The organism is Niveibacterium terrae (genome assembly GCF_048213115.1).
GTDB lineage: Bacteria > Pseudomonadota > Gammaproteobacteria > Burkholderiales > Rhodocyclaceae > Niveibacterium > Niveibacterium terrae.
Genome location: NZ_CP172404.1, coordinates 3,015,682 through 3,042,663, shown reverse-complemented (window position 1 = coordinate 3,042,663; position 26,982 = coordinate 3,015,682). Strand labels below are relative to the sequence as shown.

16 protein-coding genes and 1 tRNA gene are annotated in these 26,982 nt (G+C 61.5%); 12 read left to right on the top strand and 5 right to left on the bottom strand.

Annotation, left to right across the window (positions count from 1 at the left end):
* Window positions 1-189 precede the first annotated feature (189 nt).
* Window positions 190-927 carry a hypothetical protein gene (locus ACHFB9_RS14075; protein WP_417067956.1) on the bottom strand — a complete coding sequence of 246 codons (738 nt, stop codon included), beginning with the start codon at window positions 925-927 and terminating at the stop codon, window positions 190-192.
* A 440-nt stretch (window positions 928-1,367) separates the two neighbouring features.
* Between ACHFB9_RS14075 and ACHFB9_RS14070 the strand changes: the two genes are divergently transcribed.
* From ACHFB9_RS14070 to ACHFB9_RS14045, 6 genes are all read left to right on the top strand, one after another.
* The gene (locus tag ACHFB9_RS14070; RefSeq protein WP_417067955.1) at window positions 1,368-1,565 is read left to right on the top strand and encodes a hypothetical protein; all 198 of its coding nucleotides are present in this window, start codon (window positions 1,368-1,370) and stop codon (window positions 1,563-1,565) included.
* Window positions 1,566-2,248: 683 nt separating this feature from the next.
* The gene (locus ACHFB9_RS14065; RefSeq protein ID WP_417067954.1) at window positions 2,249-4,642 is read left to right on the top strand and encodes a type I restriction-modification system subunit M; all 2,394 of its coding nucleotides are present in this window, start codon (window positions 2,249-2,251) and stop codon (window positions 4,640-4,642) included.
* Window positions 4,642-6,054 (top strand): restriction endonuclease subunit S, encoded by a 1,413-nt coding sequence (locus ACHFB9_RS14060; protein ID WP_417067953.1) that lies wholly within the window; start codon window positions 4,642-4,644, stop codon window positions 6,052-6,054. Before ACHFB9_RS14065 ends, ACHFB9_RS14060 begins: the two co-directional genes overlap by 1 nt.
* On the top strand, window positions 6,041-9,109 hold the full coding sequence (locus ACHFB9_RS14055) for a type I restriction endonuclease subunit R (protein ID WP_417067952.1): 3,069 nt from the start codon (window positions 6,041-6,043) through the stop codon (window positions 9,107-9,109). The genes ACHFB9_RS14060 and ACHFB9_RS14055 overlap by 14 nt, the downstream gene beginning before the upstream one ends.
* A 668-nt stretch (window positions 9,110-9,777) precedes the next feature.
* Window positions 9,778-9,930: a hypothetical protein gene (locus ACHFB9_RS14050; RefSeq protein ID WP_417067951.1), complete on the top strand. Its 153-nt coding sequence runs from the start codon at window positions 9,778-9,780 to the stop codon at window positions 9,928-9,930.
* A gap of 56 nt (window positions 9,931-9,986) precedes the next feature.
* Entirely contained in the window at window positions 9,987-11,990 is a 2,004-nt protein-coding gene (locus tag ACHFB9_RS14045; protein WP_417067950.1) for a hypothetical protein, read from the top strand.
* Between the two features lie 442 nt (window positions 11,991-12,432).
* On the opposite strand, the gene ACHFB9_RS14040 is transcribed toward ACHFB9_RS14045, so the two are convergent.
* Both ACHFB9_RS14040 and ACHFB9_RS14035 read right to left on the bottom strand, forming a co-directional pair.
* A tRNA-Ser gene (locus ACHFB9_RS14040) sits at window positions 12,433-12,523 on the bottom strand.
* Between the two features lie 23 nt (window positions 12,524-12,546).
* On the bottom strand, window positions 12,547-14,547 hold the full coding sequence (locus ACHFB9_RS14035; protein ID WP_417067948.1) for a VC_2705 family sodium/solute symporter: 2,001 nt from the start codon (window positions 14,545-14,547) through the stop codon (window positions 12,547-12,549).
* 623 nt (window positions 14,548-15,170) lie between these two features.
* Here ACHFB9_RS14035 and ACHFB9_RS14030 point away from each other — a divergent pair.
* The 3 genes from ACHFB9_RS14030 to ACHFB9_RS14020 all read left to right on the top strand — a co-directional run bounded on the left by ACHFB9_RS14030 (window position 15,171) and on the right by ACHFB9_RS14020 (window position 18,879).
* Window positions 15,171-16,688: a fumarate hydratase gene (locus tag ACHFB9_RS14030; protein ID WP_417067947.1), complete on the top strand. Its 1,518-nt coding sequence runs from the start codon at window positions 15,171-15,173 to the stop codon at window positions 16,686-16,688.
* Window positions 16,689-16,807: 119 nt separating this feature from the next.
* Window positions 16,808-17,941, top strand: a complete 1,134-nt coding sequence (locus tag ACHFB9_RS14025) for a hypothetical protein (RefSeq protein WP_417067946.1) — start codon at window positions 16,808-16,810, stop codon at window positions 17,939-17,941.
* 182 nt (window positions 17,942-18,123) lie between these two features.
* Window positions 18,124-18,879 carry an SDR family NAD(P)-dependent oxidoreductase gene (locus tag ACHFB9_RS14020; protein ID WP_417067945.1) on the top strand — a complete coding sequence of 252 codons (756 nt, stop codon included), beginning with the start codon at window positions 18,124-18,126 and terminating at the stop codon, window positions 18,877-18,879.
* A 51-nt stretch (window positions 18,880-18,930) separates the two neighbouring features.
* Here ACHFB9_RS14020 and ACHFB9_RS14015 read toward each other — a convergent pair whose 3' ends face one another.
* Complete coding sequence (locus ACHFB9_RS14015) at window positions 18,931-19,704, bottom strand: formate/nitrite transporter family protein (RefSeq protein ID WP_417067943.1); 774 nt, start codon at window positions 19,702-19,704, stop codon at window positions 18,931-18,933.
* A gap of 138 nt (window positions 19,705-19,842) precedes the next feature.
* Complete coding sequence (adhE, locus tag ACHFB9_RS14010) at window positions 19,843-22,500, bottom strand: bifunctional acetaldehyde-CoA/alcohol dehydrogenase (protein WP_417067942.1); 2,658 nt, start codon at window positions 22,498-22,500, stop codon at window positions 19,843-19,845.
* A gap of 387 nt (window positions 22,501-22,887) precedes the next feature.
* Here adhE and ACHFB9_RS14005 point away from each other — a divergent pair, with 387 nt between their 5' ends.
* The 3 genes from ACHFB9_RS14005 to ACHFB9_RS13995 all read left to right on the top strand — a co-directional run bounded on the left by ACHFB9_RS14005 (window position 22,888) and on the right by ACHFB9_RS13995 (window position 26,982).
* Window positions 22,888-24,006, top strand: a complete 1,119-nt coding sequence (locus tag ACHFB9_RS14005) for an ABC transporter substrate-binding protein (protein ID WP_417067941.1) — start codon at window positions 22,888-22,890, stop codon at window positions 24,004-24,006.
* A 173-nt stretch (window positions 24,007-24,179) separates the two neighbouring features.
* The gene (locus ACHFB9_RS14000) at window positions 24,180-26,462 is read left to right on the top strand and encodes an NADP-dependent malic enzyme (RefSeq protein ID WP_417067940.1); all 2,283 of its coding nucleotides are present in this window, start codon (window positions 24,180-24,182) and stop codon (window positions 26,460-26,462) included.
* 157 nt (window positions 26,463-26,619) lie between these two features.
* A complete protein-coding gene (locus tag ACHFB9_RS13995) occupies window positions 26,620-26,982 on the top strand; it encodes a hypothetical protein (RefSeq protein ID WP_417067939.1) in 363 nt (120 codons plus the stop codon).

Genomic DNA, 26,982 nt, shown 5'->3' with positions numbered 1-26,982 from the left:
AGTGCTGATTTGCTGCCAGGCAGGCTTTCGTTTGCAGGAAAGTCATTGGCCATTCCAGGTATTCGTATGTGGGCCTGCCAAGGTCTGTCATGCGTCGGTTTCAAGTCGTTCTGCGCTGAGCCATGTTGAACGGCTGCTGATTTCAGTAGCTGCCACCAGCAGTCCTCAGGAAGGCAATGCTAGAAATAGCTATTTAGTTGGCGCGCACTCGATATACCCGTCCCTCTGTGTAGGGGAAATGCACCAGGTGGTAAAGCGAGTCGTATAGGCGTCGCTTCGAAACGTCTTGGCAATCAGTAAGTACTCGGCGGCTTCTTCTCGTGTAGGGACTACTGCAATGCTCGCAAAGTAACCATTCCGGAGATAGATGCGAGCATCGCGGATTCCAATCTTGGCGGCTCTTGCGATTTCATCTTGTGCAGCTTGGCGGCTTTTGTCACTGCCAAATATGACTGCCCAGCCGCCTGGAGAAGGAATCGTCATCTGAGCCCGCTCTACCAAATTGGCGTTTGCTGCGATAGTTGACCGGGCGGCATCTGTTGCGCCTTCGGCGGCAGCTAAGACATTGCGCCCCGCCTTTTCAACCAGCTGAGTCTTCTGCTTGAGGTCACCAGAGGGTACTGCGGCTGCAACATTCGCGAGCGCGTCATTTGCCTGTATCAGTTGTGCTTGTAGAGTCTCTATGGTCGTCTTTGCCGATTTGAGTGCATCATCAGTTTCGACTAAACGTGCCTTCCATTTGAAACCAACAATACTGCCCTCATCAAAGCCGGCGCTCGTAAGCACAGTGTTCAGTGTTTTAGGAAAGAACAGAAGGAGTAGTGCGAGGCCAAATAGCGAACTATCTCTAAGCAAGGAAATCAGATCTTTGCCTATCGCGATATTGCGTTCGATGCGACTCTTGGGTGTGTCTGTTTCATTTGACACGACGGTCCTCCAATCGTTGTATGGCAGGATTTGCGATGCTTGGCTTACTATAGAGAAAAGGTGTTATGCGTAACGCGCAAGCTTGTAAAATGAAACGTATGCTGCCTGCAGAAAATAGCGGCTTCAGGCTGGATGGGTGAAAATCTGCAGCACAAAAGCACACCATTAACAAAATCGACAAAATCGCCAGGCAGAATTCATGGTGGGGGCTCTGAATATCCGTTTTCGGGCGCAAGCCAAAGCATTTTATTCTAGCTGAATGTATGTATTCAGAATGATTCTGAAAGGCACTCATCCACGGAGCAACTCCAGCCCCCCGCAGCTCATCCTGCCATCGGCCGGATGAACACCATCTCAGCGAAGGTGATGCGCGAGAGAATCTCCAGATTATTGTCTGCCGGCAATTCACTCCCGCATTTCTTTACGACTGGTGAGGCATCTTGGCCGACCTGTCCGTCCTGTATGTTCTCGATGCGGGTGACGTTAGTGGTGTGGCCGGTGATGGCTTCCGCATTGACGACACCGAGTACTATGGCGCGGTGAAGAAGGGTTGTGCGGAAGGTGTGCATGCCGACGATCCGGGCATTTTGGGTTTCGTCCCGCAGGAATTCGGTGAACCACTTTCGGCCTTGCGGTGAGGCTCTGCCTGCCGCAGCTCAGGCCCGTGGCGGCGTCATGTTTGTTCAGAAATCATCCTTCACCTCCGCTTGAGGACGGCGAATCGAGCGGGGCAGCAGCGCGAGCTTGTCCTCGATGCGGGCAATCTGTCCTGCGAGCGCAGAGGGGGCCGGCGCCTCGCGAGCCCCTGATCTGCTGCGCGGAACACGCGTAGGGGCGGGAGGCTATGGGCTGGATGACTAAAGGCAAGGCCTGAACCTTTGGCGACAAACCACAGTCGGATAGTAAAATGTGCGTCACACGCACACGGATCCGCACCATGCTCCAGACAAGCCCCAAAAAGCGCAAACCCCTGAGCCAGAGCGCTCTGATCCGGGCCGTGGCCAGCTCCACCGCAGTGGAGACTGGCCAGAGTGTGCAGGCGCTCGAGCAAAAGCTCCAGATCAAGTCCCCGCGCTTCGCTCACATCAAGCTGGCTCGCTAGCCTCGCGAGCCCTGAGCTGCTGCTGGAAACACGCGTTGAGGCGGGGGGGCGATGGGCTTGAATGGTGGAATGCATCGGCTTTCCACAATCTAGCCCCACGACTGGTACTTGGCGCCTTAAAATAGAAAGCACGCCGCTGTCCGCGACGCCGTCCCTCTGTTTTCCCCACGCGACATCGCTAAAAGCCCATGTTGTGTGCCTCCCTCGGTACAAGCTTCGATGAAAACCATCAAACAACAAGACCAAAGCAACCTGAAGTGGGTTGCTGATTTCATCTGGAATATCGCTGATGACCGGCTGCGCGACGTCTACGTGCGAGGCAAGTACCGTGACGTGATCCTCCCGTTCACGGTGCTGCGGCGGCTTGATGCCGTGCTGGAGTCGACCAAGCAGGCGGTGCTGGAGTGCAAGAAGTTTCTCGATACGCACAAGGTGGCCGAGCAGGATGGTGCGCTGCGGATGGCTGCTGGACAGGCGTTCTACAACACTTCCGACTTCACGCTCGAAAAGCTTAAGGCCAGCAGTGCTGGCCAGCGTTTGCGCGACGACTTCATCGACTACCTCGACGGCTTTTCGCCTAACGTTCAGGAAATCTTGACCAAGTTCAAATTCCGCGACCAGATTCAGACGCTGGTCGATGCGCACGTTCTCGGCTACCTCATCGAGGACTTCCTCGACCCAGAGGTCAACATCTCTCCCCTGCCGGTCAAGGACGCGGATGGCCGGATCAAGCTGCCTGCGCTCGACAACCATGGCATGGGTACGGTGTTCGAGGAGCTGATCCGGCGCTTCAACGAGGAAAACAACGAAGAGGCTGGCGAACACTTCACCCCGCGCGATGTGGTCAAGCTGATGGCCAAGTTGCTGTTTTTGCCGGTGGCCGATCAAATCCAGTCCGGGACCTACCTGCTGTACGACGGCAGTTGTGGCACGGGCGGCATGTTGACCGTAGCAGAAGAGGAGCTGCACGAACTGGCAGCGGGCTACAACAAGGAAGTATCGATTCATCTGTTTGGGCAGGAGATCAATCCCGAGACTTACGCGATCTGCAAAGCCGACCTGCTGCTCAAGGGGGATGGCGACGAAGCCGAGAACATCGTCGGCGGCGCGGACAAGTCCACGCTGTCGGCCGACCAGTTCCAGTCTCGCGAGTTCGACTTCATGATCTCGAACCCCCCTTATGGCAAGAGTTGGAAGACCGACCTCGATCGGATGGGCGGCAAAAAGGAGTTCAGCGACCCCCGTTTTATCGTCAATCACGGCGGCGACTCTGAGTTCAAGCTCATCACTCGCTCCAGCGACGGTCAGCTGATGTTCCTCGTGAACAAGCTGCAGAAGATGAAGCACAACACGCCGCTGGGCAGCCGCATTGCGCTGGTGCATAACGGTTCGGCTCTGTTCACGGGCGACGCGGGCCAGGGCGAGAGCAACATCCGCCGCTGGGTGCTGGAGAACGACTGGCTCGAAGCCATCATCGCCCTGCCGCTCAACATCTTCTACAACACCGGCATCGCCACCTACGTCTGGGTGCTGGCCAACAAGAAGGCCGCGCACCGACGCGGCAAGGTACAACTGATCGACGCCTCGCAGTGGTTCCAGCCGATGCGGCGCAACCTTGGCAAGAAAAATTGCGAGCTGGCGGACGCCGACATTGAACGCATTTTGAAGCATTACCTTGACCAGTCGCCCGCCGATGAGGACGCCGCCAAGGTAACGCCCGAATGCAAGTGGTTCGACAACGCTGACTTCGGCTACTGGAAGATCACGGTTGAACGTCCGCTGCGCCTCAAGAGCCAACTGAAACGCAGCGCCATCGAAAGCCTGCGCTTTGCCTCCGGTGACGAGGCCTTGCGCAGCGAGATTTACGCGAAGTACAGCGATAAGCTGTACACGGACTTCAGTGCCATCAAGGCCGAAATCGATGCGTGGCTCAAGGGGGGTGATGGCATTGATGATGCCGACGACGAGTCAGATGACGAAGACGTCAAGGCCACTACCAAGGCCGTGCCGGAAAAGCGTCGCAAGAAGCTGCTCGACCCCGCGACGTGGCTGCGCGATAGGACCCTGGTGGAACTGGCCAAGCTGGCGCAGCAGGAGCTTACTGATGCTGTGTTCGACGACCACAACGAGTTCCGCACGCGCTTCGACGCCACGATGAAGGCGCACGGCAAGAAGCTGGGCGCTCCCGAGAAGAAGGCCATTTACAAGGCTGTGAGCTGGCGCGACGAAACGGCACCGCCCGTCATCGCCAAGCGCAGCAAGCTCAAGGCGGGCGTGTATTTCGAACCCGGCTACGATGGCGCTTACCTGGAAACCGTGGGCAAGGATCGCTTCATGGTCGAGTACGAGGCCGATACCGACCTGCGCGACACCGAGCAGGTACTGCTCAAGGAAGCAGGCGGCATCGAAGCCTTCTTCGTGCGCGAGGTGCTGCCCCATGCGCCGGATGCATGGATCGCAATGGACGTCACCAAGATCGGCTACGAGATCTCGTTCGCCCGCTACTTCTACAAACCGGCTCCGCTGCGCACGCTGGCAGAAATCCGCGCCGACATCCTCGCATTGGAACAGCAGAGCGAAGGCTTGCTGCACAAGATCGTAGGGGCTGCGTGATGGCTTTGCAGGCAACGTATCCCGCCTATCAGGAGTCTGGTCTCCCTTGGGCTCCCAAGGTGCCGCAGGGCTGGAATGTGCTGCGCAACGGTCGCTTGTTCGCTCATCGGGTTCAGACCGGCTTCCCTGACCTGCCCATTCTGGAGGTGTCACTGCGCACAGGTGTGCGTGTGCGTGACATGGAAAACCTCAAGCGCAAACAGGTGATGAGCCAGAAGGAGAAGTACAAGCGCGCAGCCAAGGGCGACATCGCCTACAACATGATGCGGATGTGGCAAGGCGCACTCGGCCCTGCACCGGTCGACGGATTGGTCAGTCCAGCCTATGTGGTCGTCAAACCGTTCGAGGAAGCTAACAGCGCTTACTACAGCTACTTGTTTCGCACCGAAGCCTACATGCGCGAAGTGAACAAGTTCTCACGCGGCATCGTGGCCGACCGCAACCGGCTCTATTGGGACGAATTCAAGCAGATGCCGTCTTTGGTGCCGCCGCGTGCAGAGCAAGACCAGATCGTCGCTTACCTGCGAGCGCAAGATGCCCACATCGCCCGCCTCATCAAGGCAAAGCGCGACCTCATCGGCCTGCTCACTGAGCAGAGGCAAATCATCATCGAAGGTGCGGTTACGCAGGGTCTTGATTCCGCCACGGCGAAACGCGACTCAGGCATCGATTGGATGCCACGTATCCCTGCACATTGGGAAACGTGCAAGTTCAAACACATTGCCGTGTTCAATCCGTCTCGATCCGAGAGCTCCGCGCTTCGCCTCAGCGATGAGCCGGTTTCGTTCCTGCCGATGGAGTGCATCACGACGGACGGAAAGCTACAGAACGTCGAAAGCAGAAAGGTTACGGAGGTCTGGGAGGGCTACACCTATTTTCGGCGTAACGATGTCGTGATGGCCAAGATCACACCGTGCTTCGAGAACGGTAAGGGCGGATTGCTCGATGCGTTACCGACAGATATCGGCTTTGGAACGACGGAGTTCATCGTGCTCAGGGCTGCGTCTCGGCGAATTCGGCCGGCGTTCTTGGCAAAACTCTTATCGCTTAAGACGTTCCGAGTTCTTGGGGCTGATGCGATGACAGGAGCCGCAGGCCAGCAGCGTGTGCCGCTCGATTTCGTCAAGAACTTCCGTATCGCTTTGCCGTCGCTGAACGAGCAGGATCAAATTCTGAGCGCGCTCCAAACCGCGACTGCAGAACAAGACACCGCTATTGAGCGGATTCGGAGCGAGATCACGCTGATCCGCGAGTACCGCGACCGGCAGATTGCCGATGTCGTCACCGGACAAGTGGACGTGCGCGACTGGGTGCCGGGTCCGGACGATGTTGTGGCCGATGAAGACCTGGTGGCACTGGGTGGCGACGAAGAAATCGATACCGATGGGGAGGAAGACGATGGCGACGACTGACACCAGTGAAAAGGCATTGGAACAGTTGATAGTGCGTCATCTGGCAGGTATCAGCGAGCATCCGCCGGAGTCGGCAAATGCCGTGTTTGAGCCAGAAACCGTGTACGCGCCAGGCGGCTATGTGCTGGGCCGTGCCGCCGACTACAACCGCGACGTGGCGTTGGATGTGGTGCAGTTGCTGGCGTTTCTGCAGGCCACGCAGCCCAAGGTCGTCGCTGCGTTGGAGCTCGCGAGCGAAGGCACCAAGCGCACGCAGTTCCTGCACCGCATCCAGGGTGAGATCGCCAAGCGCGGCGTGGTGGATGTGCTGCGCAAGGGAGTCAGCCATGGCCCAGCGCACGTCGACCTGTACAAGCTGCTGCCGACCCCGGGCAACGGCAGCGCTGCGGACAACTTCTCTAGGAACATCTTTAGTGTCACCCGGCAGCTGCGCTACAGCAACGACGAGTCGCAGCGTTCGCTGGACATGGTGATCTTCATCAACGGCCTGCCGGTACTGACCTTCGAATTGAAGAATTCGCTGACCAAGCAGACCGTGGCCGACGCCATCGCCCAGTACCAGACCGACCGCAATCCGAACGAGTTGCTGTTTCAGCTCGGGCGCTGCGTGGCGCACATGGCCGTGGACGATACCGAGGTGCGGTTCTGTCCGCACCTGACCGGCAAGACTTCGTGGTTCCTGCCGCTCAACCAGGGCTGGAACAGTGGCTCGGGCAATCCGCCCAACCCGCACGGCTTGAAGACCGACTACCTATGGAAGCAGGTGCTTCAGAAGGACTCGCTGGCCAACATCATCGAGAACTTCACGCAGGTGATCGAAGAAGAAGACGAAAAGGGGAAGAAGCGGCGCAAGCAGGTATTTCCGCGTTTTCATCAGCTGCGTACCGTTCGCGCCTTGCTGCGCCGCTCCCGCAAGGATGGAGTCGGCAAGTGCTACCTGATCCAGCACTCGGCGGGGAGTGGCAAGAGCAACACCATCGCTTGGTTGGCCCACCAGCTAGTCGAACTCAAGACCGCCGCTGATGCGATGCTGGCTCAGTTCGATTCGGTCATCGTCATCACCGACCGGCGTGCGCTGGACACCCAGATCGCCCGCACCATCAAAAGCTACGATCATGTTGCATCGATCTTCGGCCATTCCGAGGATGCCGCCGAGCTGCGCACCTTTTTGCGCAAGGGCAAAAAGATCATCGTGACGACGGTTCAGAAGTTCCCTTTCATCCTCGATGAGCTGAGTGACCTAGGCACCAAGAAGTTCGCGCTGCTGATCGACGAGGCGCATTCGAGCCAGGGTGGTAAAACCACGGCCAAGATGCACATGGCCCTATCTGGAACAAATGGAGGCGCTGCCGGTGACGATGAGGACGACGAGGAGTCAGTCGAGGACGCTGTCAACAAGCTGATTGAGTCGCGCAAAATGCTGCAGAACGCCAGCTACTTCGCGTTCACCGCCACACCGAAAAACAGGACGCTGGAGTTGTTCGGCGAGCGCTATATGGAGGGCGGTGAAGTTCGCTACCGCTCCCCGGAGGATCTGAGCTACACGACCAAGCAGGCGATCCAGGAGGGTTTCATCCTCGACGTGATTGAGAACTATACGTCGGTGGACAGCTTCTACCACGTAGCCAAGACGGTCGAGGACGATCCCGACTTCGACAAGGTCAAGGCGCTGAAGAAGATTCGCCATTACGTCGAGTCCCACGATAAGGCCATCCGCAAGAAGGCCGAGATCATGGTCGATCACTTCGTGGCGCAGGTGGCCGGCAAACAGAAGATCGGCGGCAAGGCGCGGGCAATGATCGTCTGTAACGGCATCGCACGAGCCATCGACTACTACCGCGAGGTGACGGATTACCTCAACACGATCAAAAGCCCATTCAAGGCCATTGTGGCGTACTCCGGCGACTTCGAAATCGGTGGGGTGAAGAAAACCGAGGCCGATCTGAACGACTTCCCGAGCAAGGACATACCAAGCAAGCTCAAGCAAGACCCGTATCGCTTCCTGATTGTTGCCAACAAGTTCGTTACCGGCTTTGACGAGCCGCTGCTGCACACGATGTATGTGGACAAGCCGTTGGCGGGCGTACTGGCGGTGCAAACGCTCTCCAGGCTGAACCGCGCCCACCCGCAGAAGCGCGATACCTTCGTTCTGGATTTTGCCGACAACGCCGAAGCGGTGAGGGCGGCTTTTCAGGACTACTACCGCGCCACGATTCAAACCGGCGAAACCGACCCCAACAAGCTGCATGACCTGAAGAACGATCTCGACGCGAAGCAGGTGTACAGCTGGCAGCAGGTTGAGGACTTGGTCGCGCTCTACGTCACCGGTGCAGACCGGGACAAGCTCGACCCCACCCTGGATGTCTGTGTTGCCGAGTACATCGACAACCTGAGCGAAGACGACCAAGTCGAATTCAAGGGCAAGGCCAAGGCCTTCGTGCGCAGCTACGGCTTCCTTGCCGCGATCCTGACTTACGGCCACCCAGCGTGGGAAAAACTGGCCATCTTCTTGAACTTCCTGATCCCGAAGCTCCCTGCTCCGAAGGAAGAAGACCTCTCCAAGGGGGTGCTGGAATCCATCGACATGGACAGCTATCGGGTCGAGGCGCAAGCGTCACTGAAGATGTCGATGGATGATGCTGATGCCCTCATCGAATCACCGCCGCCCGGTGGTGGTGGCGGTGGTGGTACGCCGGAAATCGACAAGCTGTCGAACATCATCAGAGCCTTCAACGACATGTTTGGCAACGTCGAGTGGAAGGATGGCGACAAGATTCGCAAGGTCATAACAGAGGAAATTCCTGCGCGTGTGGCGCAGGACAAGGCCTACCTGAACGCACAGGCCAACTCCGACAAGCAGAACGCCAAGCTGGAACACGACAAGGCACTTAACCGCGTCGTGCTGGAGCTTCTCTCCGATCACACAGAGCTGTTCAAGCAGTTCAGCGACAACCCCAGCTTCAAACGGTGGCTGACCGATATGGTTTTCGACTCGACGTATCATCCCGGTGCGATACCGCCAAAGGCGCCACCGCAAGCTGGCGCGGGGCTGTGACATTGATGGAAAGATATGGCGATGAAGCTGAATTTGGTGAAAGTGATTGTCGACTGCCTAAAGGGTCGGCCAGACGAGAAGCTTACTGCCGGGCAGTTTACCTCGCATGCAAGTATCACATTACCCAGAACTGCGCAGCCTAGAGTGCAACCCGTTGTTTGAACGGTTGATGTTCGCCAGCGTCAGTTGGTCGGTGAGTGAAAAATCACCTTCGCCTTGCTGAACAGCCGGTTTGCGTGTTGCTGTGGGCGGATTGTCTTGCTCGAGCCGACCGGACGTAGAACTCTGGCGTGAAGGCGCGCGGAAGGGCAGTGCCAACCATGTGGTAAGCCTCCGCACTGAGCCTCTTATGGCTTCTTGCCCCCGCGGTTTGCTCGCCCGCTGTCGGGGTGCGGTGGCCTCGGGAGCATCATCGGATTGGTGGTTCATCGCGTTAGCCGCAACGCTCTTGGTGAGCGCTGTCCGTATGGTTGGCCGCCAAAGCCTTGCCATCGCAATTGGCGATGCGGAAGCCTGGTTGCGAGCTCCGCCGGCGTTATTTGGCGGAAGTCTGGCGGAGCCCCCTCTTGACGGTGTGAGGGGGGCCGTCGTAAGGGGGCTTGATGCCCCTTTTTTGTGATCGTCACATCTTCAGACTCGTGGTTTTCAACACCAGTCCGGAGACTGACATGAAGCGCAACGAAGCAAGCCACAACTCCAATCAGAAGAACCCGAACAACCCTGCCCACCAGAAGGTGCAGGATAACCGCACTAACCAGCTCAATCCGAACAACGCCGAATACCAGAAGCGGTCCGAGCAAAAATCCCCCAAGGCGCCCTGAGGCAAGCCCTGATTGTGGGGGCGCTGATCCGCCCCCGCTTCATATCTGGAAAGACCATGGGAAACAAGAAGAAGCCCAACGGCGTAGTGGCTACGATCGAGAGGCTGACCGGCCAAACTCCGTGCCCGGAGCATCTGCGCAGCTGTTTGAACAAATATCTGTACGTTGATGGCCTGTTCCAAGGCGGACGATCGAGACCGCCAAAGGAGCTCGGGCGGCTGGAGGCGGGAAAAACCGATGCGCTGGTACTCAATGTGCTCAGCCTGGACATCGTCTTTGCTGGCGACACTCAGCTTGTTGCGCGGATCTTGAGGGGCGAGGTGGAAGGCCCGGAGCTTTCCGAGTCGCTGACATCCGCTGAGGGGGATTTGAACCGGCGTTACGAGGCCTATGGCTACTGGGTGCTGCGGATGAAGCAGCTGCGATCTGTACTGTTGCATGAGGAAAGGCCCGACTTACGCACTGTGCGACTGCACGAGTACATCAAGTCGCCCGACCCGCAAACGGGGGTAGCGCACAACAGTCCATTCGCCCTGCGCGCTGTCCAGCAGCTCGAGCGGAGTGAGGCTAAGGGGCGTATCGGCGGCGCGAGTGCCAGTGACCTTGTGGATCAGGCTGACGCCTACTTCACGCTTGGCGACCTGGCTAGAGCGGCAACGAAGGCAGAAGAAGCTATCGCATTAGAGCCGCAGAATGCGCACGCCTGGTTTATCCGCGTGATGGCCGCATTACGGCTCCGCAACGAAGCGCTGCAACATGTGCAGTCATATCAGATCGAGGCAGACGAGATTGGCTTGCCGCTAACTGGCCACGAGCACTGGGTGGCAGAACGTAGAAATGAGTTCTTGGAAATTGCCCGTAGGCAGGATGAGCTTCTGATGGAGATTCTGCCCAACGCGCTGTTGAACTGGCCGCGCGCAGCGCCACGCAGTGCCGCTTATGAGCATGGTCGCGAATGGCGCTTGGTCCGAGATCAGTTTATTGACGCGGTCTTCACAAAGGTCTGCGGCTGCGACTTCCCGCATTGCTATGCCCGCAACGGCTTGGATGCCGAGTTGCAAAATGTGCTGGCGGGCAGGGGCTCCGCAACGCGTCTGATCGGCAACGTCTCCCCTTCCAGGGACTCTCCGCTCAATGACAAGGAAACAGCAGCGCTCAGGCTTATGCTTGATGAATGGGATAACCCGCTGAATCAGCCCCTGTCTAGGCTCGACCGGAATCACCACGGGCGGAACTTCAAACTTTTCCACTTGCGTTGGGCGCTGGCTCTCGGAGGCGAGGGGGCACACTGGTCCCGGCTAAACGAGCTACTCAATGGCCCCGGAGTGAATCCTCTCATTGAGGCTAGCCCTGCGAATCCGGAGGTTGAGCGCTTATTGGTAGCACACTCTGTTCGCAACAACGGGCTGGATGCGCATATCGCTATGCTCGAAAACGGGCGCAACAAAGCTGTAAACGAGTACCAGGCGACCCTTGACTTTAAGTGCCTTCGGCAGTTTGGATTGCTTTTTCATCACTTCTGGGTAAGACGAGAATACAAAAATTGCATAGAGGTAGCGCAACGGGCCAACGACTTAGCAACGGTGAAGAGTGGCTACCTCGACTGTGACCGAGACGGAATGGACCACCCTGACCACGACGGTCTGTGGTGGCCACTTCGCAGTCGGCCCTACTGGCAATATCTGAAAGTGCTTGCCACCTTGGGTGGCATGCAGGCAGGTGTTGAAGGTATTGACGGTTCTGTCTTGCGCGACTGCGAAGCGTTGATGGCAGAGTTCGAAGATGTTGATGTGTACTCATGGCGCCTGGGCGATGTGGACGAGCCAGAGGACTTGAGAATTGCCCCGTATAGGATAGATCTGCGCTTTCCGGACTTTTGGCTCGCAGCCGTAAGATCCTACCTGGATGCAACGCCCAAGCCCTGCGAGCTTGACGAGCTCAGCGGACTGGAATCGCGCCTTGCTGCTCTTCCTCGGGAGGACGACCTATTCCATAATTCAGACATGCGTTTTGCAGGTCTACCTCAGGAAGGTGGCGTGTTCCAAAAATCAGAAAATTGATACCTTTCGATTCTCGGGCCGGACTTCGCTGCTGAGAGTGCAAGCTCGTTGATTGAACGGCTGATGTTCTCCGGCATCTGTTGGCTGGTGAGTGAAAAATCACTTTCGCCCTGCTGAGCAGCCGGTTAGCGTGTTGTCTGTGGATGGATTGTCTTGCTCGAGCCGACCGGACGTAGAATTCCGGGGTGAAGGCGCGCGGAAGGTCAGCGCCAACCATGCGGCAATCAACTGGGCGATGCGTCTTATGGCTTCTTGGGCTTTGGTTTGCTCGCGCTCTGCCGAGGCGTTGCTGCCCTCGTGAGCATCATTGGGTTGAGGGTCACGACAGGTACGGTGTTTGCCGAGATAGGACAGCGCGAATCGAAGAGGGGGTAGGCTGGGGGTTACCCCAAAACAAAACCCCCGCATCGCCTAGGGCGATGCGGGGGTTTTGTGGTGTTCTTGGCGGAGAGAGGGGGATTCGAACCCCCGTTAGGGCATGACCCTAAACACGCTTTCCAGGCGTGCGACTTAAACCACTCATCCATCTCTCCGCGGCTGAGCCAGAGAATATAACCTAGTCCGTCGATTTCTCCAAGCGCGGCGATGAAGAGTTTTTGTCCGGGGTAGGCCGGGGCGTCAGCAGGCTGACGACGACGATCACGACGAAGCCGGCCAGCACGCCGATCAGCGCGCCCGGGACGGGGCCCAGACCCAGCCATCCGCTGGCGGGGGAGCCGCCGAAGAAGGGGAGGGTTCGGACCGCGTTCACGAGGGTCAGGCCCAGGCCGGTCAGCATGCCCGCCGTCGCGCCCCAGCGGTTCGCGCGCGGCCAGAAGAGGCCCAGGGCGAGCGCGGGGAAGAGGCCCGCCGCGGCGAGCGCGAAGGCGAAACCGACCGTGGTCAGGATGCTCTCGGGGCGCTGCGTCGCGAGGGCCGCGGCGCCGAGCGCGACGATCAGCAGGCTCAGCTTGGCGACGACCAGGCGGCGCTGGGTCGAGGCGGGGCGGAAGAGCCGGGCGATCTCGTCGGTCAGCGCGCGGGAGATCGCCTGCAGCCGGGCGTCGGCCATCGCCAGCGCCGCGGCCAGCGCGGCGCTGGCGATCAGGCCGGTCGCGACATAGGGCAGGCCGGCCATCTCGGGCAGGGCCAGCACGACGAGGTCGGGGTTCAGCGAGAGCTCGGCGAGCTGCAGGATTCCGTCCTGATTGATGTCGTCGATGCGGATCAGGCCCTGGCGGCTCCAGGCCGCGATCCATTCGGGAAGCTGATCGAAGGGGAGGCCGACGACCTGGGTCGAGATCAGCCACTTCGCGAACAGCGCGCAGAGCGGAGCGGCGGCGAGCAGCACGAGGATCAACAGCAGGGTCCAGGGCACGGACTGGCGGGCCGGGGCTTCGGGCGGCGTCGCGCTCGCCCGTTCGACGAGGTGGGGCATCGCGGCCGTGCCCAGCATCAGCACGACGATTAGCGCCAGAAGGCCGTCCTGCGCGCCATCGGGCAGCGCCGCGAAGGGCCGGGGGGGGCGGGCGAGCTCGATGTCCTCGGCCATCATGCCGCTCCACCGCTGCCTGGCTTCTTCCGGAGTCCTCGGCAGCTCGCGCAGCGCTTTCAGGGCGGCGGCGATCTGGCTTCCGGTCGAATTGGGTTTTGCGAGCAGCCGGTCCAGCTTGGCGCGGGCGAAGCTGCGCGCGCCGGTCAGCGAGTCGGGCAGCTCGGCGATCTGTTGCCTGAGCTGCTCGGCACGCGCGAGGTGCAGCTCCCTGACCTCGGCTTCGTGCGGGCTGGCGAGGAGCTGGGCTTCGACGGATTCGAGCTTCGGCGCGAGGCCGTTCGTGCCGAACGGGGTCTGGTTCGCGAACTGCCAGCAGAGCAGGATGACCGGGATCAGGAAGGCGAGGGCGCGGAACAGGAACTGGATCACCTGGACCCAGCTGAGTTTTCTGAGCTCACCGATGAAGGAGAGCATCAGCACCGCGGCGAGCCCGACGAAGACGCCGGCTTCGAAACGGATCCGCGCGAAATGGCTGACGATCAGGCCGATCACTGTGATCTGCGCGAGTGCATAGACGAAGGCCGTCAGCGCGACGGCGGCGACGCCGGCGAGGCGGGGCAGGTGGCCGCCAAAGCGCGCGGACAGGAAGTCGACGGGGCGGCCCAGGCGGCTGACGCGAAGCCGGGGGGCGATGAGCACGGCGAGCAGCAGGTAGCCGGCCATCCAGCCGAGCGGATAGGCCAGAGCTTGCGGGCCCGATGCGTAGAGCGCTCCGGCGAGGCCTAACAGGCCGGCGACGCTGATCCACTGGGCGGCGCTGACCATCGCCGAGAAGATCGCCGGTATCCTCGGGCGCGCCGCATCCACTCCGCTGTCGGTCGTCCTCAGCACCGCGCCGAGCGTCGCGCAGATCACGAGCGGTGCGAGCAGGAAGAGGTAGCCGATCACGCGCGGCGAAAGCCCCCGGGTCTCCGCCGAGTAGAGCAGCCAGAGCAGCGCGAGGAAGGTGAAGGTGAAGGCGAGCGACAGCGCGGCGAGACGCCGGGGCGCGGTCAGGTTGGGGACGGGCAGCGAGAATTTCATCGGCAGGACAGGGGGAGGCGGCCTCGGCGAGGCCGGGCGAGCGGGATCGGGACGGATGCGGGGCGAGGATTGTACGACCGGTTTTGCGTGCGGCAAGCGGAGCCGGACGGTGAGGTCAGGCGGAGCGTCGGTGCGGGGGGGAGTGCGTGCGACATGTTTGCCGCGTCAGGCGGTGGTGGTCAGCGGGTATCGGTTCATGCGGTCCTGCCCGTGTCCTTGCGAGGCCTGGCCATTCGGGAGCTGCAAAAAGAAAATGGACGGTAAGGGCGTCCCCCAACACCCTTACCGTCTCAAATACCGGCTTGGCCGGTATTCCCACAAATTTGCCTGATCCCGGGACAGATCCGTGAACTTTCAGGTCCAGGTTCCGTCACCCAGCCGGGCGGCAAAAATACTGATGTACAAGTTGCTGCTTACTTCCTTCGGTCCCTCAGAACCGTCTTCGGATTGGATTTAAGCGCGCGTAACTTACACGGCTCTTACAGCCGGTAAAAAAACTCGGTGCCTCCTCTCGCCATCCCTCCCGAGGTCCGGTCTGAATCGGGGGGAGGGGATGTCCTGCGTCAAGGTCATCGTCCCCCTAGCCTGCGATGATCGTCAGGCCGAACAACGGGGGAGAGAGCATGAGCATCATCAGACAGAGCGACCTGATCGATAGCGTGGCAGGGGCTCTTCAGTACATCAGTTACTACCATCCGGCCGATTTCATCCGCAGCCTTGCCCGCGCCTGGGAACTCGAACAGAGCCCGGCCGCGAAGGATGCGATGGCCCAGATCCTCGTGAACTCGCGGATGTGCGCCGAAGGCCACCGCCCGATCTGCCAGGACACAGGGATCGTCACGGTCTTCGTCAAGGTCGGCATGGATGTGCGCTGGGTCGGCTTCACCGGCTCGCTGGACGATGCGATCAACGAAGGGGTGCGTCGCGCCTATCTTCTCCCCGAGAACAAGCTGCGTGCGTCGATCCTGCTCGACCCGACCGGTGCGCGCAAAAACACCCGCGACAACACGCCAGCGGTGATCCACTATTCGGTCGTGCCGGGCAACACGGTCGAGGTCACCGTCGCCGCGAAGGGCGGCGGCTCCGAGAACAAGAGCAAGCTCGCGATGCTCAATCCGTCCGATTCGATCGTCGACTGGGTGCTCGCGACGGTGCCGCACATGGGCGCGGGCTGGTGCCCGCCCGGCATGCTCGGCATCGGTATCGGTGGCACGGCCGAGAAAGCGGCGCTGCTCGCGAAGGAGGCGCTGATGGCGCCGATCGACATGCCCGAGCTGATCGCGCGCGGACCCGCTAACCGGATCGAGGAGCTGCGCCTCGAACTCTACGAGAAGGTCAATGCGCTCGGGATTGGCGCCCAGGGCCTGGGGGGGCTGACGACCGTGCTCGACGTCAAGATCCTCGACTATCCGACCCATGCGGCATCCTTGCCGGTCGCGATGATCCCGAACTGCGCGGCGACCCGTCACGCCCACTTCGTGCTCAACGGTTCGGGCCCGGTCTATCTCGATCCGCCCAGGCTCTCCGACTGGCCCGACCTCGTCTATGAGCCGTCCAATGGGCGGCGGGTCGATCTGAATACGGTGACGCGGGACGAGATTGCGTCCTGGAAGCCGGGCGAAGTGCTGCTGCTGTCCGGCAAAATGCTGACCGGCCGCGATGCGGCGCACAAGCGCATCGTCGATCTGCTCGACAAGGGAGAGGCGCTGCCGGTCGATCTGCAGGGGCGCTTCATCTATTACGTCGGTCCGGTCGATCCGGTCCGCGACGAAGCGGTCGGCCCCGCCGGCCCGACGACGGCGACGCGGATGGACAAGTTTACCGAGCAGGTGCTCGCCGAGACCGGCCTGCTGGGCATGATCGGCAAGGCCGAACGCGGTCCGGCCGCGATCGCGGCGATCAAGAAGCACCGGTCGGTCTATCTGATGGCGGTCGGCGGTGCTGCCTACCTGGTCTCGAAGGCGATCAAGACCGCGAAGGTCGTCGCTTTCGCCGATCTGGGCATGGAGGCGATCTACGAGTTCGATGTCGTCGACATGCCGGTCACCGTGGCCGTCGACTCGCTGGGATCGGCCGTGCATGAGACCGGCCCTCGCGAGTGGCGGGCGAAGATTGGCAAGATTCCTGTACACTTGGCCTGACAAGGTTTTCTTCAGGAAAAGCCCGACACTGGTCGGGCTTTTTTCCCTCTGCAGTCTGGCGGTCGGGGTTTTCTGGGAAACCTCGATCCGTTCATATTTGGCGCAACAGGGGGTTTTGGATGTTTTTCCGGTTTCTTCTCGGGCTTTTCGGTGCTCTGGTATCGATCCAGGCTCAGGCCGAAGTGCTGTTCCGCTGTCCCGCTCAGGCCGCCGAGCTGGAGACCGCGCTCCCTGCTTACCTGAAATCGCTGGACATCCCGTCGCGCCACTTCGTGCAGACCGCGAACCGCAAGACCGGGACTGTCGCGCTCGCGCTGAGCACGCCGCGGCATGACACGCGGACTCTGGACTTTCATGCGCGCCGGGAATTCGCGCTGCGCACCGAGAAGGTGAAGCTGCCGACCGCCAGCGGCAAGGGGCGCAACGTCGACACCGTCTCGCGCAAGGAGATCGTGCTCGCGCTGCTCCAGCACGGTCGGCGGACTGAATTCAAGGGCGGCAGCTGTTCGCTCGAGGCGCTGTCCGATCATGTCGGCGTGCGCCAGAACATCGTCGCCTGGGCCGAGGATCTGAACTGGGTCTGGCCCAACGGTGGATCCGCGAAGTGGAACCCGCTCTACTGGGACAGGGGGACGCCCAAGCCCGGCGTGGCTGTCCATCGGGCGATGATGGATGTCTTCCTGAACCAGCAGGAGTACCGGATAGGTTGCTATACCGCGACCAAGCTGGTTCTCGTCCAGGGGATCCTCGACTATTACCGGCGGGTCAAACCCGATCCGCTTCGCTCCCGCCGCATCGAAGCAGCGCTGTGGGCCGATGGGGACCCTCTGGTCGACATCGAGCCGGGAGCCGCGTGGAACTTCGGTGGCGAAGTCGATCCGCGCGAGCTCGCGCGGGCGGGCAAGCTGATGGATCTGCAGAGCGCGGTGGCTCCGGGGAATTTCGTTCCGGGAGACTGGGCCTATCTGCTGAACACCGATGCGAAGAGTTCGGACAAGACCGGCTACGAGGGCTCGAACGCGATCTATCTGGGGCGCAACCGCTTCGACGATTACTACGACGATCACGACCATTTCTATACCTGGGAGCAGAAGCTCGACGAGGTCTACCAGTGGCGCAACGGAGTTTTCAGCCGCTCGCGCCATGCGCACCGGATCAAGCCGCTCAGTCCCGAAGCGCTGGCCCGGCTCGACGCCAGGCCCGAGGACGGCGGGCTGCTGATGGACATGCGCATCGTCCCGAAGACGTTCTGACGCCGGCTTTTCGTGACCGGAACGACACTCGCCGCGTTGCGGCGGTGGCGGGGGCGTGACAAACGGGGAAATGCGCCGATAAACTGGATGGGTCGGGAGCGCTCTTGCTCCCGGACGGGAGCCGCTGCAGGGGAAGGCTCGGCAGGCTTTGCCGGGTCGGCGCGAAACCTTGAGAGGGATGCATGCCCTTGAATACTCCGATCCGCGACTGGCAGGATAAGCGCGTCTGGATTGTCGGCGCCTCGTGCGGCATTGGTGCCGCGCTGGCCGAAGCCCTGGCACAGCGCGGCGCGCAGCTGGCCTTGTCCGGCCGCCGCCCCGAGCGGCTCAGGGCCGTTGCGTCGCGGATTCCCGGCAGCACCGCGATTCCGCTCGATCTGAGCCGCGCCAACAGTCTGTTGCCTGCACTCCTGCAGCTCCTCGATCAGTGGGGGGGCGTCGATGTCGTCGTGTTCAACGCTGGCAGTGCCGAGCCGCTCAGCGCGGTGGATCTTGCCGTCGAAGGCGCGCGGATCGCGTTCGAGATCAACCTGATCGGCGTCGTCAACGGAGTCGCCGCGGTGCTTCCCCAGCTGCTGCAGCAGGGCGCCGGTGCGATCGTGATCATCGGCAGTGCGGCTGGTTACCGCGGCCAGCCGAGCGCGCTGGCCTTCGGGGCGAGCAAGGCGGGCGTGATCAACTTTGCCGAGGGGCTTTACTGGGAACTGATGCCCCGGGGCATAGGGGTGTTTCTCGCGACCCCGGGTTTCTATGGTGCGCGCGAGCGCGGCTCGGCGCGGATCTCCGCGATCGAGGCGGCGCGGCGCATCCTCGACGGCATCGCGCGTGGCCGTTTCGAGATCTCCTTTCCGAGGCGCAGGATCCTCTCGATGCGCTGGATCCGGCTCCTGCCGGAACGGGTTTCGATGCGGGTACTGGGCTGGTTCGCCAGGGCCTGAAACGCGCGCGGCGCCCGAAAGCGCCGCGTTTGCTGCCGACCAAGCTTACGTTCAGTCAGCCTTGGGCTTTTCGACCGGGCTCAGAAAGCGGTTGGGCAGACCGACCAGCAGCGCGCCACCGATGATGTTGCCGGGGGTGCTGAAGGCGAGGTTGAACAGCGCATCACCGAGGGTGATCGTGCCGTGACCCAGCAGCGAGATCGAGAAAGTGCCCATGTTCGCGATCGAGTGTTCGAAGCCGAGGAACAGGAACATGAACACGACCAGGATCACCATCGAGAGGCGGGCCATCTCTTCCTTCAGGATCAGCGACATCCAGACAGCCAGGCAGACGACCCAGTTGGCCAGGATGCCCTTGAAGAAGATCGCCTGAGCGCTCTGGTGGGTCTTCGCGACCGCGCCGGCATAGACCTGGTGGTCGAGCGGGATCGCGTCCAGCGTGCCGGCACCCCAGAGCAGCAGCGCAACGATCAGCGCGCCGATCAGGTTGCCCAGATAGCAGGCAACCCACAGCTTGATGGTCTGCCACCAGTTGGTCCGGCCCGAGGTCGAGGACACGGCCAGGTACATGTTGTTGCTGGTGAAGAGTTCGGTGTGCGTGAAGATGATCACCGACAGACCCACGCCGAAGAAGGCCGACGCAATGATCGGGCCGAAGGGCGTTTCGTGCAGCGTGGTCTTGATCGACCAGTAGACGAAGCCGACGATCGTCAGATACATGCCGGCGAGGATCGAGCGCGTCCAGTAGCGCAGAGGGTCCTGTTCGAGCAGGGTGGTTTTCTTGTAACCGCTCGATGCGGCTTTCTCGATTGCTGCCTGTTCCATGAAAACTCCTAATGAGGGCAGTCCCAAACGGGGGAAAGCCCGCTGGGGGCGGGCTGATTGAGTACTCATTCCGGGTACAAACGAAAAACCCCCGAACGAATTCGGGGGTTCCCTTGGGGCTTGAGTTTACCTCAAAGCTTACTTCTTGCCAGCCTTCTTGGCGGGAGCGGCGGCTTCGCCTTCCGGAGTGCGCTCGTAGGCTTCGACGTAGGGGCGGCCGTAGAAGCTGTCCAGCAGCAGTTGCTTGAGCTCGCTGATCAGCGGGTAGCGCGGGTTCGCACCGGTACATTGGTCGTCGAAAGCCTGCTCGGCCAGGTGGTCGACCTTGGCCAGGAAGTCCGCTTCCGAAACGCCGGCGGCCTGGATCGAAGCCGGGATGCCGATTTCGGCCTTCAGCTCTTCAACCCATTCGATCAGCTTCTCGACGCGTTCGTGGTCGCGGTTGGCTTCCAGACCCAGGTGGCGGGCGATCTGCGCATAACGCTCGACACCCTTCGGGCGGTCGTACTGCGAGAAAGCGGCCTGCTTGGTCGGGATGTCGGCCGCGTTGTAGCGGATCACGTTCGAGATCAGCAACGCGTTGGCCAGACCGTGAGCGATGTGGAACTCGGCACCCAGTTTGTGGGCCATCGAGTGGCAGACGCCCAGGAAGGCGTTCGCAAACGCGATACCGGCCAGGCAGGCGCCGTTGTGGACCTGTTCGCGGGCCTTCGGATCCTTGGCGCCGTTCTTGTACGAGGAGGGCAGGTATTCCTTGAGCAGCTTCAGCGCCTGCAGGGCCTGCGCATCCGAGTACTCGTTGGCCATGATCGAGACATAGGCTTCGAGCGCATGGGTCACCGCGTCGATGCCGCCGAACGAAGTCAGCGACTTCGGCATGTTCATGACCAGGTTCGCGTCGACGATGGCCATGTTCGGGGTCAGCTCGTAGTCGGCGATCGGGTACTTGACGCCGGTCACTTCGTCGGTGACGACCGCGAACGGGGTCACTTCGGAGCCGGTACCGGAAGTGGTCGGGACCGCGACGAGCTGGGCCTTGATGCCCATCTTCGGGAACTTGTAGATGCGCTTGCGGATGTCCATGAAGCGCAGGGCCAGATCTTCGAACGCGACTTCCGGGTGTTCGTACATGACCCACATGATCTTCGCGGCGTCCATCGGCGAGCCGCCGCCCAGGGCCAGGATCACGTCCGGCTGGAAGGCGTTGGCCAGCGACAGAGCCTTGCGGACGACCGCGAGGGTCGGATCAGCGGCGACTTCGAAGAACACTTCGACTTCCATGCCCAGCTTCTTGAGCAGATGCACGGTTTCGTCGACGTAGCCGTTTTCGAACAGGAAGCGGTCGGTCACGACCAGAGCGCGCTTCTTGCCTTGCAGGTCATCCAGCGCGAAGGGCAGGCAGCCGCGACGGAAGTAGATCGACTTGGGGAGTTTGTGCCACAGCATGTTCTCGGCTCGTTTCGCGACGGTTTTCCGGTTGATCAGGTGCTTCGGACCCACGTTTTCGGAGATCGAGTTGCCGCCCCACGAACCGCAGCCCAGGGTCAGCGACGGCGCCAGGTGGAAGTTGTAGAGGTCACCGATACCGCCTTGCGACGACGGGGTGTTGATCAGAATGCGGGCCGTCTTCATCTTGTCACCGAAGTAGCGGACGCGTTCCGGTTGCAGATCCTGGTCGGTGTAGAGCACCGAGGTGTGACCGATACCGCCCAGCGCGACCAGAGCCGCGGCCTTTTCGGTGGCGTCGGCGAAATCCTTGGCGCGGAACAGACCGAGAATCGGGGACAGCTTTTCGTGCGCGAAAGCTTCGGAGTCGTCGATGTTGCTGACTTCGCCGAGCAGAACCTTGGTGTAGGGCGGAACGGTGACGCCAGCCATCTCGGCGATCTTGATCGCGGACTGGCCGACGATCGCGGCGTTCAGGTGGCCATCGACGAGGATGGTCTTGCGCACCGCTTCGGTTTCCTTCTTCGACAGGATGTAGCCGCCGTGGTGGGAGAAGCGTTCGCGGACCGCGTCATAGACTTCATCGACGACGACGACGGATTGTTCGGAGGCGCAGATCACGCCGTTGTCGAAGGTCTTCGACATCAGGATCGAGGCGACGGCGCGCTTGATGTCAGCGGTTTCGTCGATGACGGCCGGGGTGTTGCCGGCGCCGACGCCGATCGCCGGCGTGCCGGACGAGTAGGCGGCCTTGACCATGCCGGGACCGCCGGTGGCCAGGATCAAGTTGATGTCCTGGTGGCGCATCAGCGCGTTCGACAGTTCGACCGACGGTTCGTCGATCCAGCCGATGATGTCCTTCGGGGCGCCTGCGGCGATCGCGGCGTCAAGCACGAGCTTGGCGGCGAAGCAGGTGGCCTTCTTGGCGCGCGGGTGCGGCGAGAAGACGATCGCGTTGCGGGTCTTCAGTGCGATCAGCGCCTTGAAGATTGCGGTCGAGGTCGGGTTCGTCGTCGGGACGATACCGCAGATGATGCCGACCGGTTCAGCGATCTTCATCGTGCCGAACTCGGGGTTTTCCTCGAGCACGCCGCAGGTCTTCTCATCCTTGTACTTGTTGTAGATGTACTCGGAAGCGAAGTGGTTCTTGATGACCTTGTCTTCGAGGATGCCCATGCGGGTTTCCTCGACGGCCATCTTGGCCAGCGGGATACGGGCATCGGCGGCAGCCAGAGCGGCGCTGCGGAAGATCAGATCGACCTGTTCTTGCGAGAAGGTCGCGAATTTACGTTGAGCGGCCTTGACCCGGACGAGAAGGGCGTCGAGTTCGGCTTGATTTGAGACGGGCATGTATTGCTCCTGCTTCAAGGGGAAATTCTCGCAGTGCGGATGACAAGCCCAGGATCCGGGAAATGCGCGGGATCCGGGGGGATGAATCGGCCTGCATTTATTCGTCAGCATTATAGAAAAAGAAAAAAACGGCCTTCTGATCTAAGTCATTTACCGCGGAAGCGAAATGATGTTTTGCGCAAAAACAGGGTTCGGAAGTGTTTGATTTCACGAGGCAAAACAAAGAACCGTAATGCGGGATGTGCATTGTGAAACGGGTAACCGCGATATGAAATGTACAAAAATCACAAATCTCGGTTAATCTCGCGACAGCGCGTAAATACGGGCTTCAAATCAAAAAATATAAAAAGGGTGTGTTTTCTGTTTTTCAGAAACGAGGAGGGGTGTATGCGCTGTTTCAATGTTCTGCTCACTGCGTTGTGGATGATCGGTGCGACAGGGGTATGGGCGGCCGATGACTATGTGGTTCTTCAGGTTGCGCCGGCGGTCAGTCAGGCCGGAAGCGTCGCCTGGCAGACCCAGGTCGGAGCGAAGGTCTATTTCGACGAGGTCAACAACCGCGGCGGAGTTTCCGGGCATCCGATCAAGTTCGTGTTCGTCGATCAGGGGCCGGACATTTCGGCTCAGGTGCGCGAGCTCGCGAAGACCAAGCAACCCGTCGCGCTGATCGGTTCGATCGGTTCGGCTCCGGTCGCCAAGCTGCTCGCCGACCGGGTGCTCGATACGCTGCAGCTGCCCCTGGTCGGACCGCGCACCGGCGCGACTTCGCTGATCTCCGACAAATCCTCGAACTGGGTGTTCTTCACCCGCCCGAGCTACGCCGTCGAAGTCGGCAAGGTGCTCAGGCAGTTCGGGACGATTGGCGTCAAGAAGGTGGCGATCCTCTATTCCGAGGATGCCAGCGGGCGCGAGATCCTGGCTCAGCTCAAGGCCGCCGCAGCCCAGGGTGGGCTGACCGTCGATGCGGCGATTCCCCAGCCCCGCGACGCGGCGAAGATCAGCGCGGTGGCAACCAGTCTGGCGGGAGAGGATCACCAGGCGCTGCTGCTCGCCGGCGACACCGCGGCGGCGGGTGCCTTCCTGAAGCGCTATCGCGAGCAGAACGGAGCGGCGCAGGTCGTCGCGATGTCCAGCATCGAGGCGGTCCAGATGGCTCAGGTCGCCGGTCCGCTGCTTGCCAGGGGCACGGCCGTCGTCCAGGTCGCGCCGAGCCCGCGCAACGACGCTGTCGCCGTCGTCCGCGAATTCAAGAACAACTATCGCAAGTACGGGCCCTACACCGAGGAGCCGACCCAGGCGATGATGGAAGGCTATCTGGCGGCCAAGGTTCTGGTCGAGGGGCTCAAGCGCGGCAACGGCGGTCACTCGGCGCTGGCCAAGGGGCTCGCGGGGATGAGCAATTACGACGCCGGCGGCGTGGCTTTCTCCTTCACCCAGGGCTCGCGCAGCGGCGCGCACTTCCTCGAACTGTCGGTGCTGGACCGCGAAGGGCGGGTCGTCCGCTGAGTTTGCCGACTTGACGCAGAGCAGAACGGCGGCCTTGTGCCGCCGTTCTGCTTTATGGCATGCGCTAGACTTGCCGGGGTCTGCCGCTGCCTTCCTCCCCCGGAGGGTGTGCGGCCCGCATCTCCGCAAGGCCCCGCGAGAGGGCTGGACGGGCAATCACAGGAATAGGAATCATGGACAAGGATCTCATCGCCGCTGCGCTCGACTATCACCGTTACCCCACGCCGGGCAAGATTTCGGTCACGCCGACCAAGGGGCTGACCAACCAGCGCGATCTGTCGCTGGCCTACTCTCCGGGCGTCGCCGCAGCCTGTGATGCGATCGTTGCCGATCCGGCCCAGGCCGCCGAGCTGACTTCGCGCGGCAATCTGGTCGGCGTCGTCACGAACGGCACCGCGGTTTTGGGCCTGGGCAATATCGGCCCGCTCGCCGGCAAGCCGGTCATGGAAGGCAAGGGCTGCCTGTTCAAGAAGTTCGCTGGCGTCGATGTGTTCGACATCGAGCTCAACGAGAGCGATCCGGACAAGCTGATCGACATCATCGCCGCGCTCGAACCTACGCTGGGTGGCATCAACCTTGAAGACATCAAGGCGCCCGAGTGTTTCTACATCGAACAGAAGCTGCGCGAACGGCTGAAGATTCCGGTCTTCCACGATGACCAGCATGGCACTGCGATCATCTCGTCGGCCGCGCTGATCAACGGCCTGCAGGTCGTCGGCAAGAAGATCGAAGAGGTCACTCTGGTCTGCTCGGGCGCGGGCGCCGCGGCGATCGCCTGTCTGGACATGATGTGCAAGGTCGGCCTGAGGAAGGAAAACGTCCTCGTCTGCGACTCGAAGGGGGTGATTTACCAGGGCCGCGACGCGAAGATGGAGCCGAACAAGGCCCGCTATGCGCGCGAAACCGAAGCGCGCACGCTCGGCGATGCGATCGTCGGCGCGGACGTGTTCCTCGGTGTCTCGGCGGCCGGCGTGCTCAAGCCCGAGATGGTCGCACAGATGGCGGCGAAGCCGATCATCTTCGCGCTCGCGAACCCGACTCCGGAGATCCTGCCCGAGGAAGCGAAGGCGGTCCGCGACGACGTGATCATCGCGACCGGGCGTTCGGACTATCCGAACCAGGTCAACAACGTGCTGTGCTTCCCCTTCATCTTCCGCGGTGCGCTCGATGTCGGCGCGACGACCGTCAACGAGGAGATGAAGCTCGCCTGCGTTCATGCGATCGCCGATCTGGCCCGCGAAGACCAGGGCGATGTGCTGGCGACCGAGTACAAGGATCAGCGCTTCGGTCCCGAACACCTGATTCCGCTGCCTTTCGATTCGAGGTTGATCGTCCGCGTTGCCCCCGCCGTCGCGAAGGCTGCGATGGCTTCGGGTGTTGCGACCCGACCGATCGCCGATTTCGATGCTTATGTGCAGAAGCTCTCCGAGTTTGTCTATCACTCGGGCTTCCTGATGCGGCCGATCTTCAATGCCGCAAAGGCCGTCGCGCCTGAACGCAAGCGGGTCGTCTACTGCGAAGGCGAGGACGAGCGGGTGCTCGCCGCCGCCTGCATCGTCATCGAGGAAGGCCTTGCCCGCCCGATCCTGGTCGGCCGTCCCGCTGTCGTCGAAAGCCGGATTGCCGAGCTGGGCCTGAACCTCGCACTCGGACGCGACTTCGATCTCGTCAACCCCGAGTCGGATCCGCGCTTCGAGGCGATGTGGCAGGCCTATCACAAGCTTGCCTCGCGCGATGGCGTGACCCCGGCGATCGCCCAGGTCGAGCTGCGCCGCAATACGACGCTGATCGGCTCGATGCTGCTTGCGCGCGGCGATGCCGACGCGATGGTCTGCGGCACCTATGGCGCCTATGGCGATCACCTGAAGCACGTCGAGCGGGTGATCGGCCGCCGTGCCGATGCATCGCTGTTCGCGGCGATGAATCTGCTGCTGCTGCCGGGCCGGGTCATGGCGATCAGCGACACCTATGTCAACGAGTTGCCGGACGCGGGCCAGATCGCCGAGATCGCGCGGATGGCCGCCGAGGAGCTGCGCCGCTTCGGGATCGAACCGCGGGCGGCGCTGCTGTCGCATTCGAGCTTCGGCAGTTCGGCTTCGCCTTCGGCGCGCAAGATGCGCGAAGCGCGCGAGCGGCTCGCCGAGATCGCGCCGACGCTCGAAGCCGATGGCGAGATGCACGGCGATTCGGCGCTGTCCTCGCTGATCCGCAAGCGCGCGAATCCCGACACGACCCTGAAGGGCGATGCGAACCTGCTGGTGATGCCCAACCTCGATGCGGCCAACATCGCCTACAACCTGCTGAAGATCACCGGTGGCGAGGGCGTGACGGTCGGGCCCATCCTGCTCGGCGCGGCGAAGCCGGTGCAGATCCTGACCCCCAGCGCGACGGTCAGGCGGCTCGTCAACAGCACGGCGCTTGCCGTCACCGACGCAACGGCCGACAAGACTCACTGAGTCTGAACGCGGGGGCGCGCAAGCGCCTCCGCGTGTGCCCGTTGTGAATTTGCCGCAAAGGTAACTGGCTTACGCTGGGCGCTTGGTTCAGAATTCCCGGCTGCTGTCGGCGGTGCCCGCCGCCGGCCTTCTTCGTTTGCAGGAATCCGTCTCGACCATGCGCCCCCAACGCCTGTTTTCCGGCTTGTTGCTGACTTTTCTTTGGCTTTCTCCGGCGCTTCAAGCCGCCGAGGAAGCCTTCTCTCCCGTTCAGGCGGCCTATCTCCAGGCCGAAACCCGCAAAGCCGACGAACGCTTCATCGCCGAGGTCGCGCGGATCACCGCGAGCCCGCTTCCCGTCGTGCGCCGCGCGATGCCGCCCGAAGGCCGGATCACCGACCCGGCCGCGCGCGTGATCGCGTCGATCGAGGCTCAGCGCAAGATCGCTGTCAGCGATGCGCAGCGGAGCCTGATCGCGAACGCCGAGCAGCAGAGGCGCCTGGCGATCACCAACGCCCGTGCGGTGGCCCGGAAACGCTGA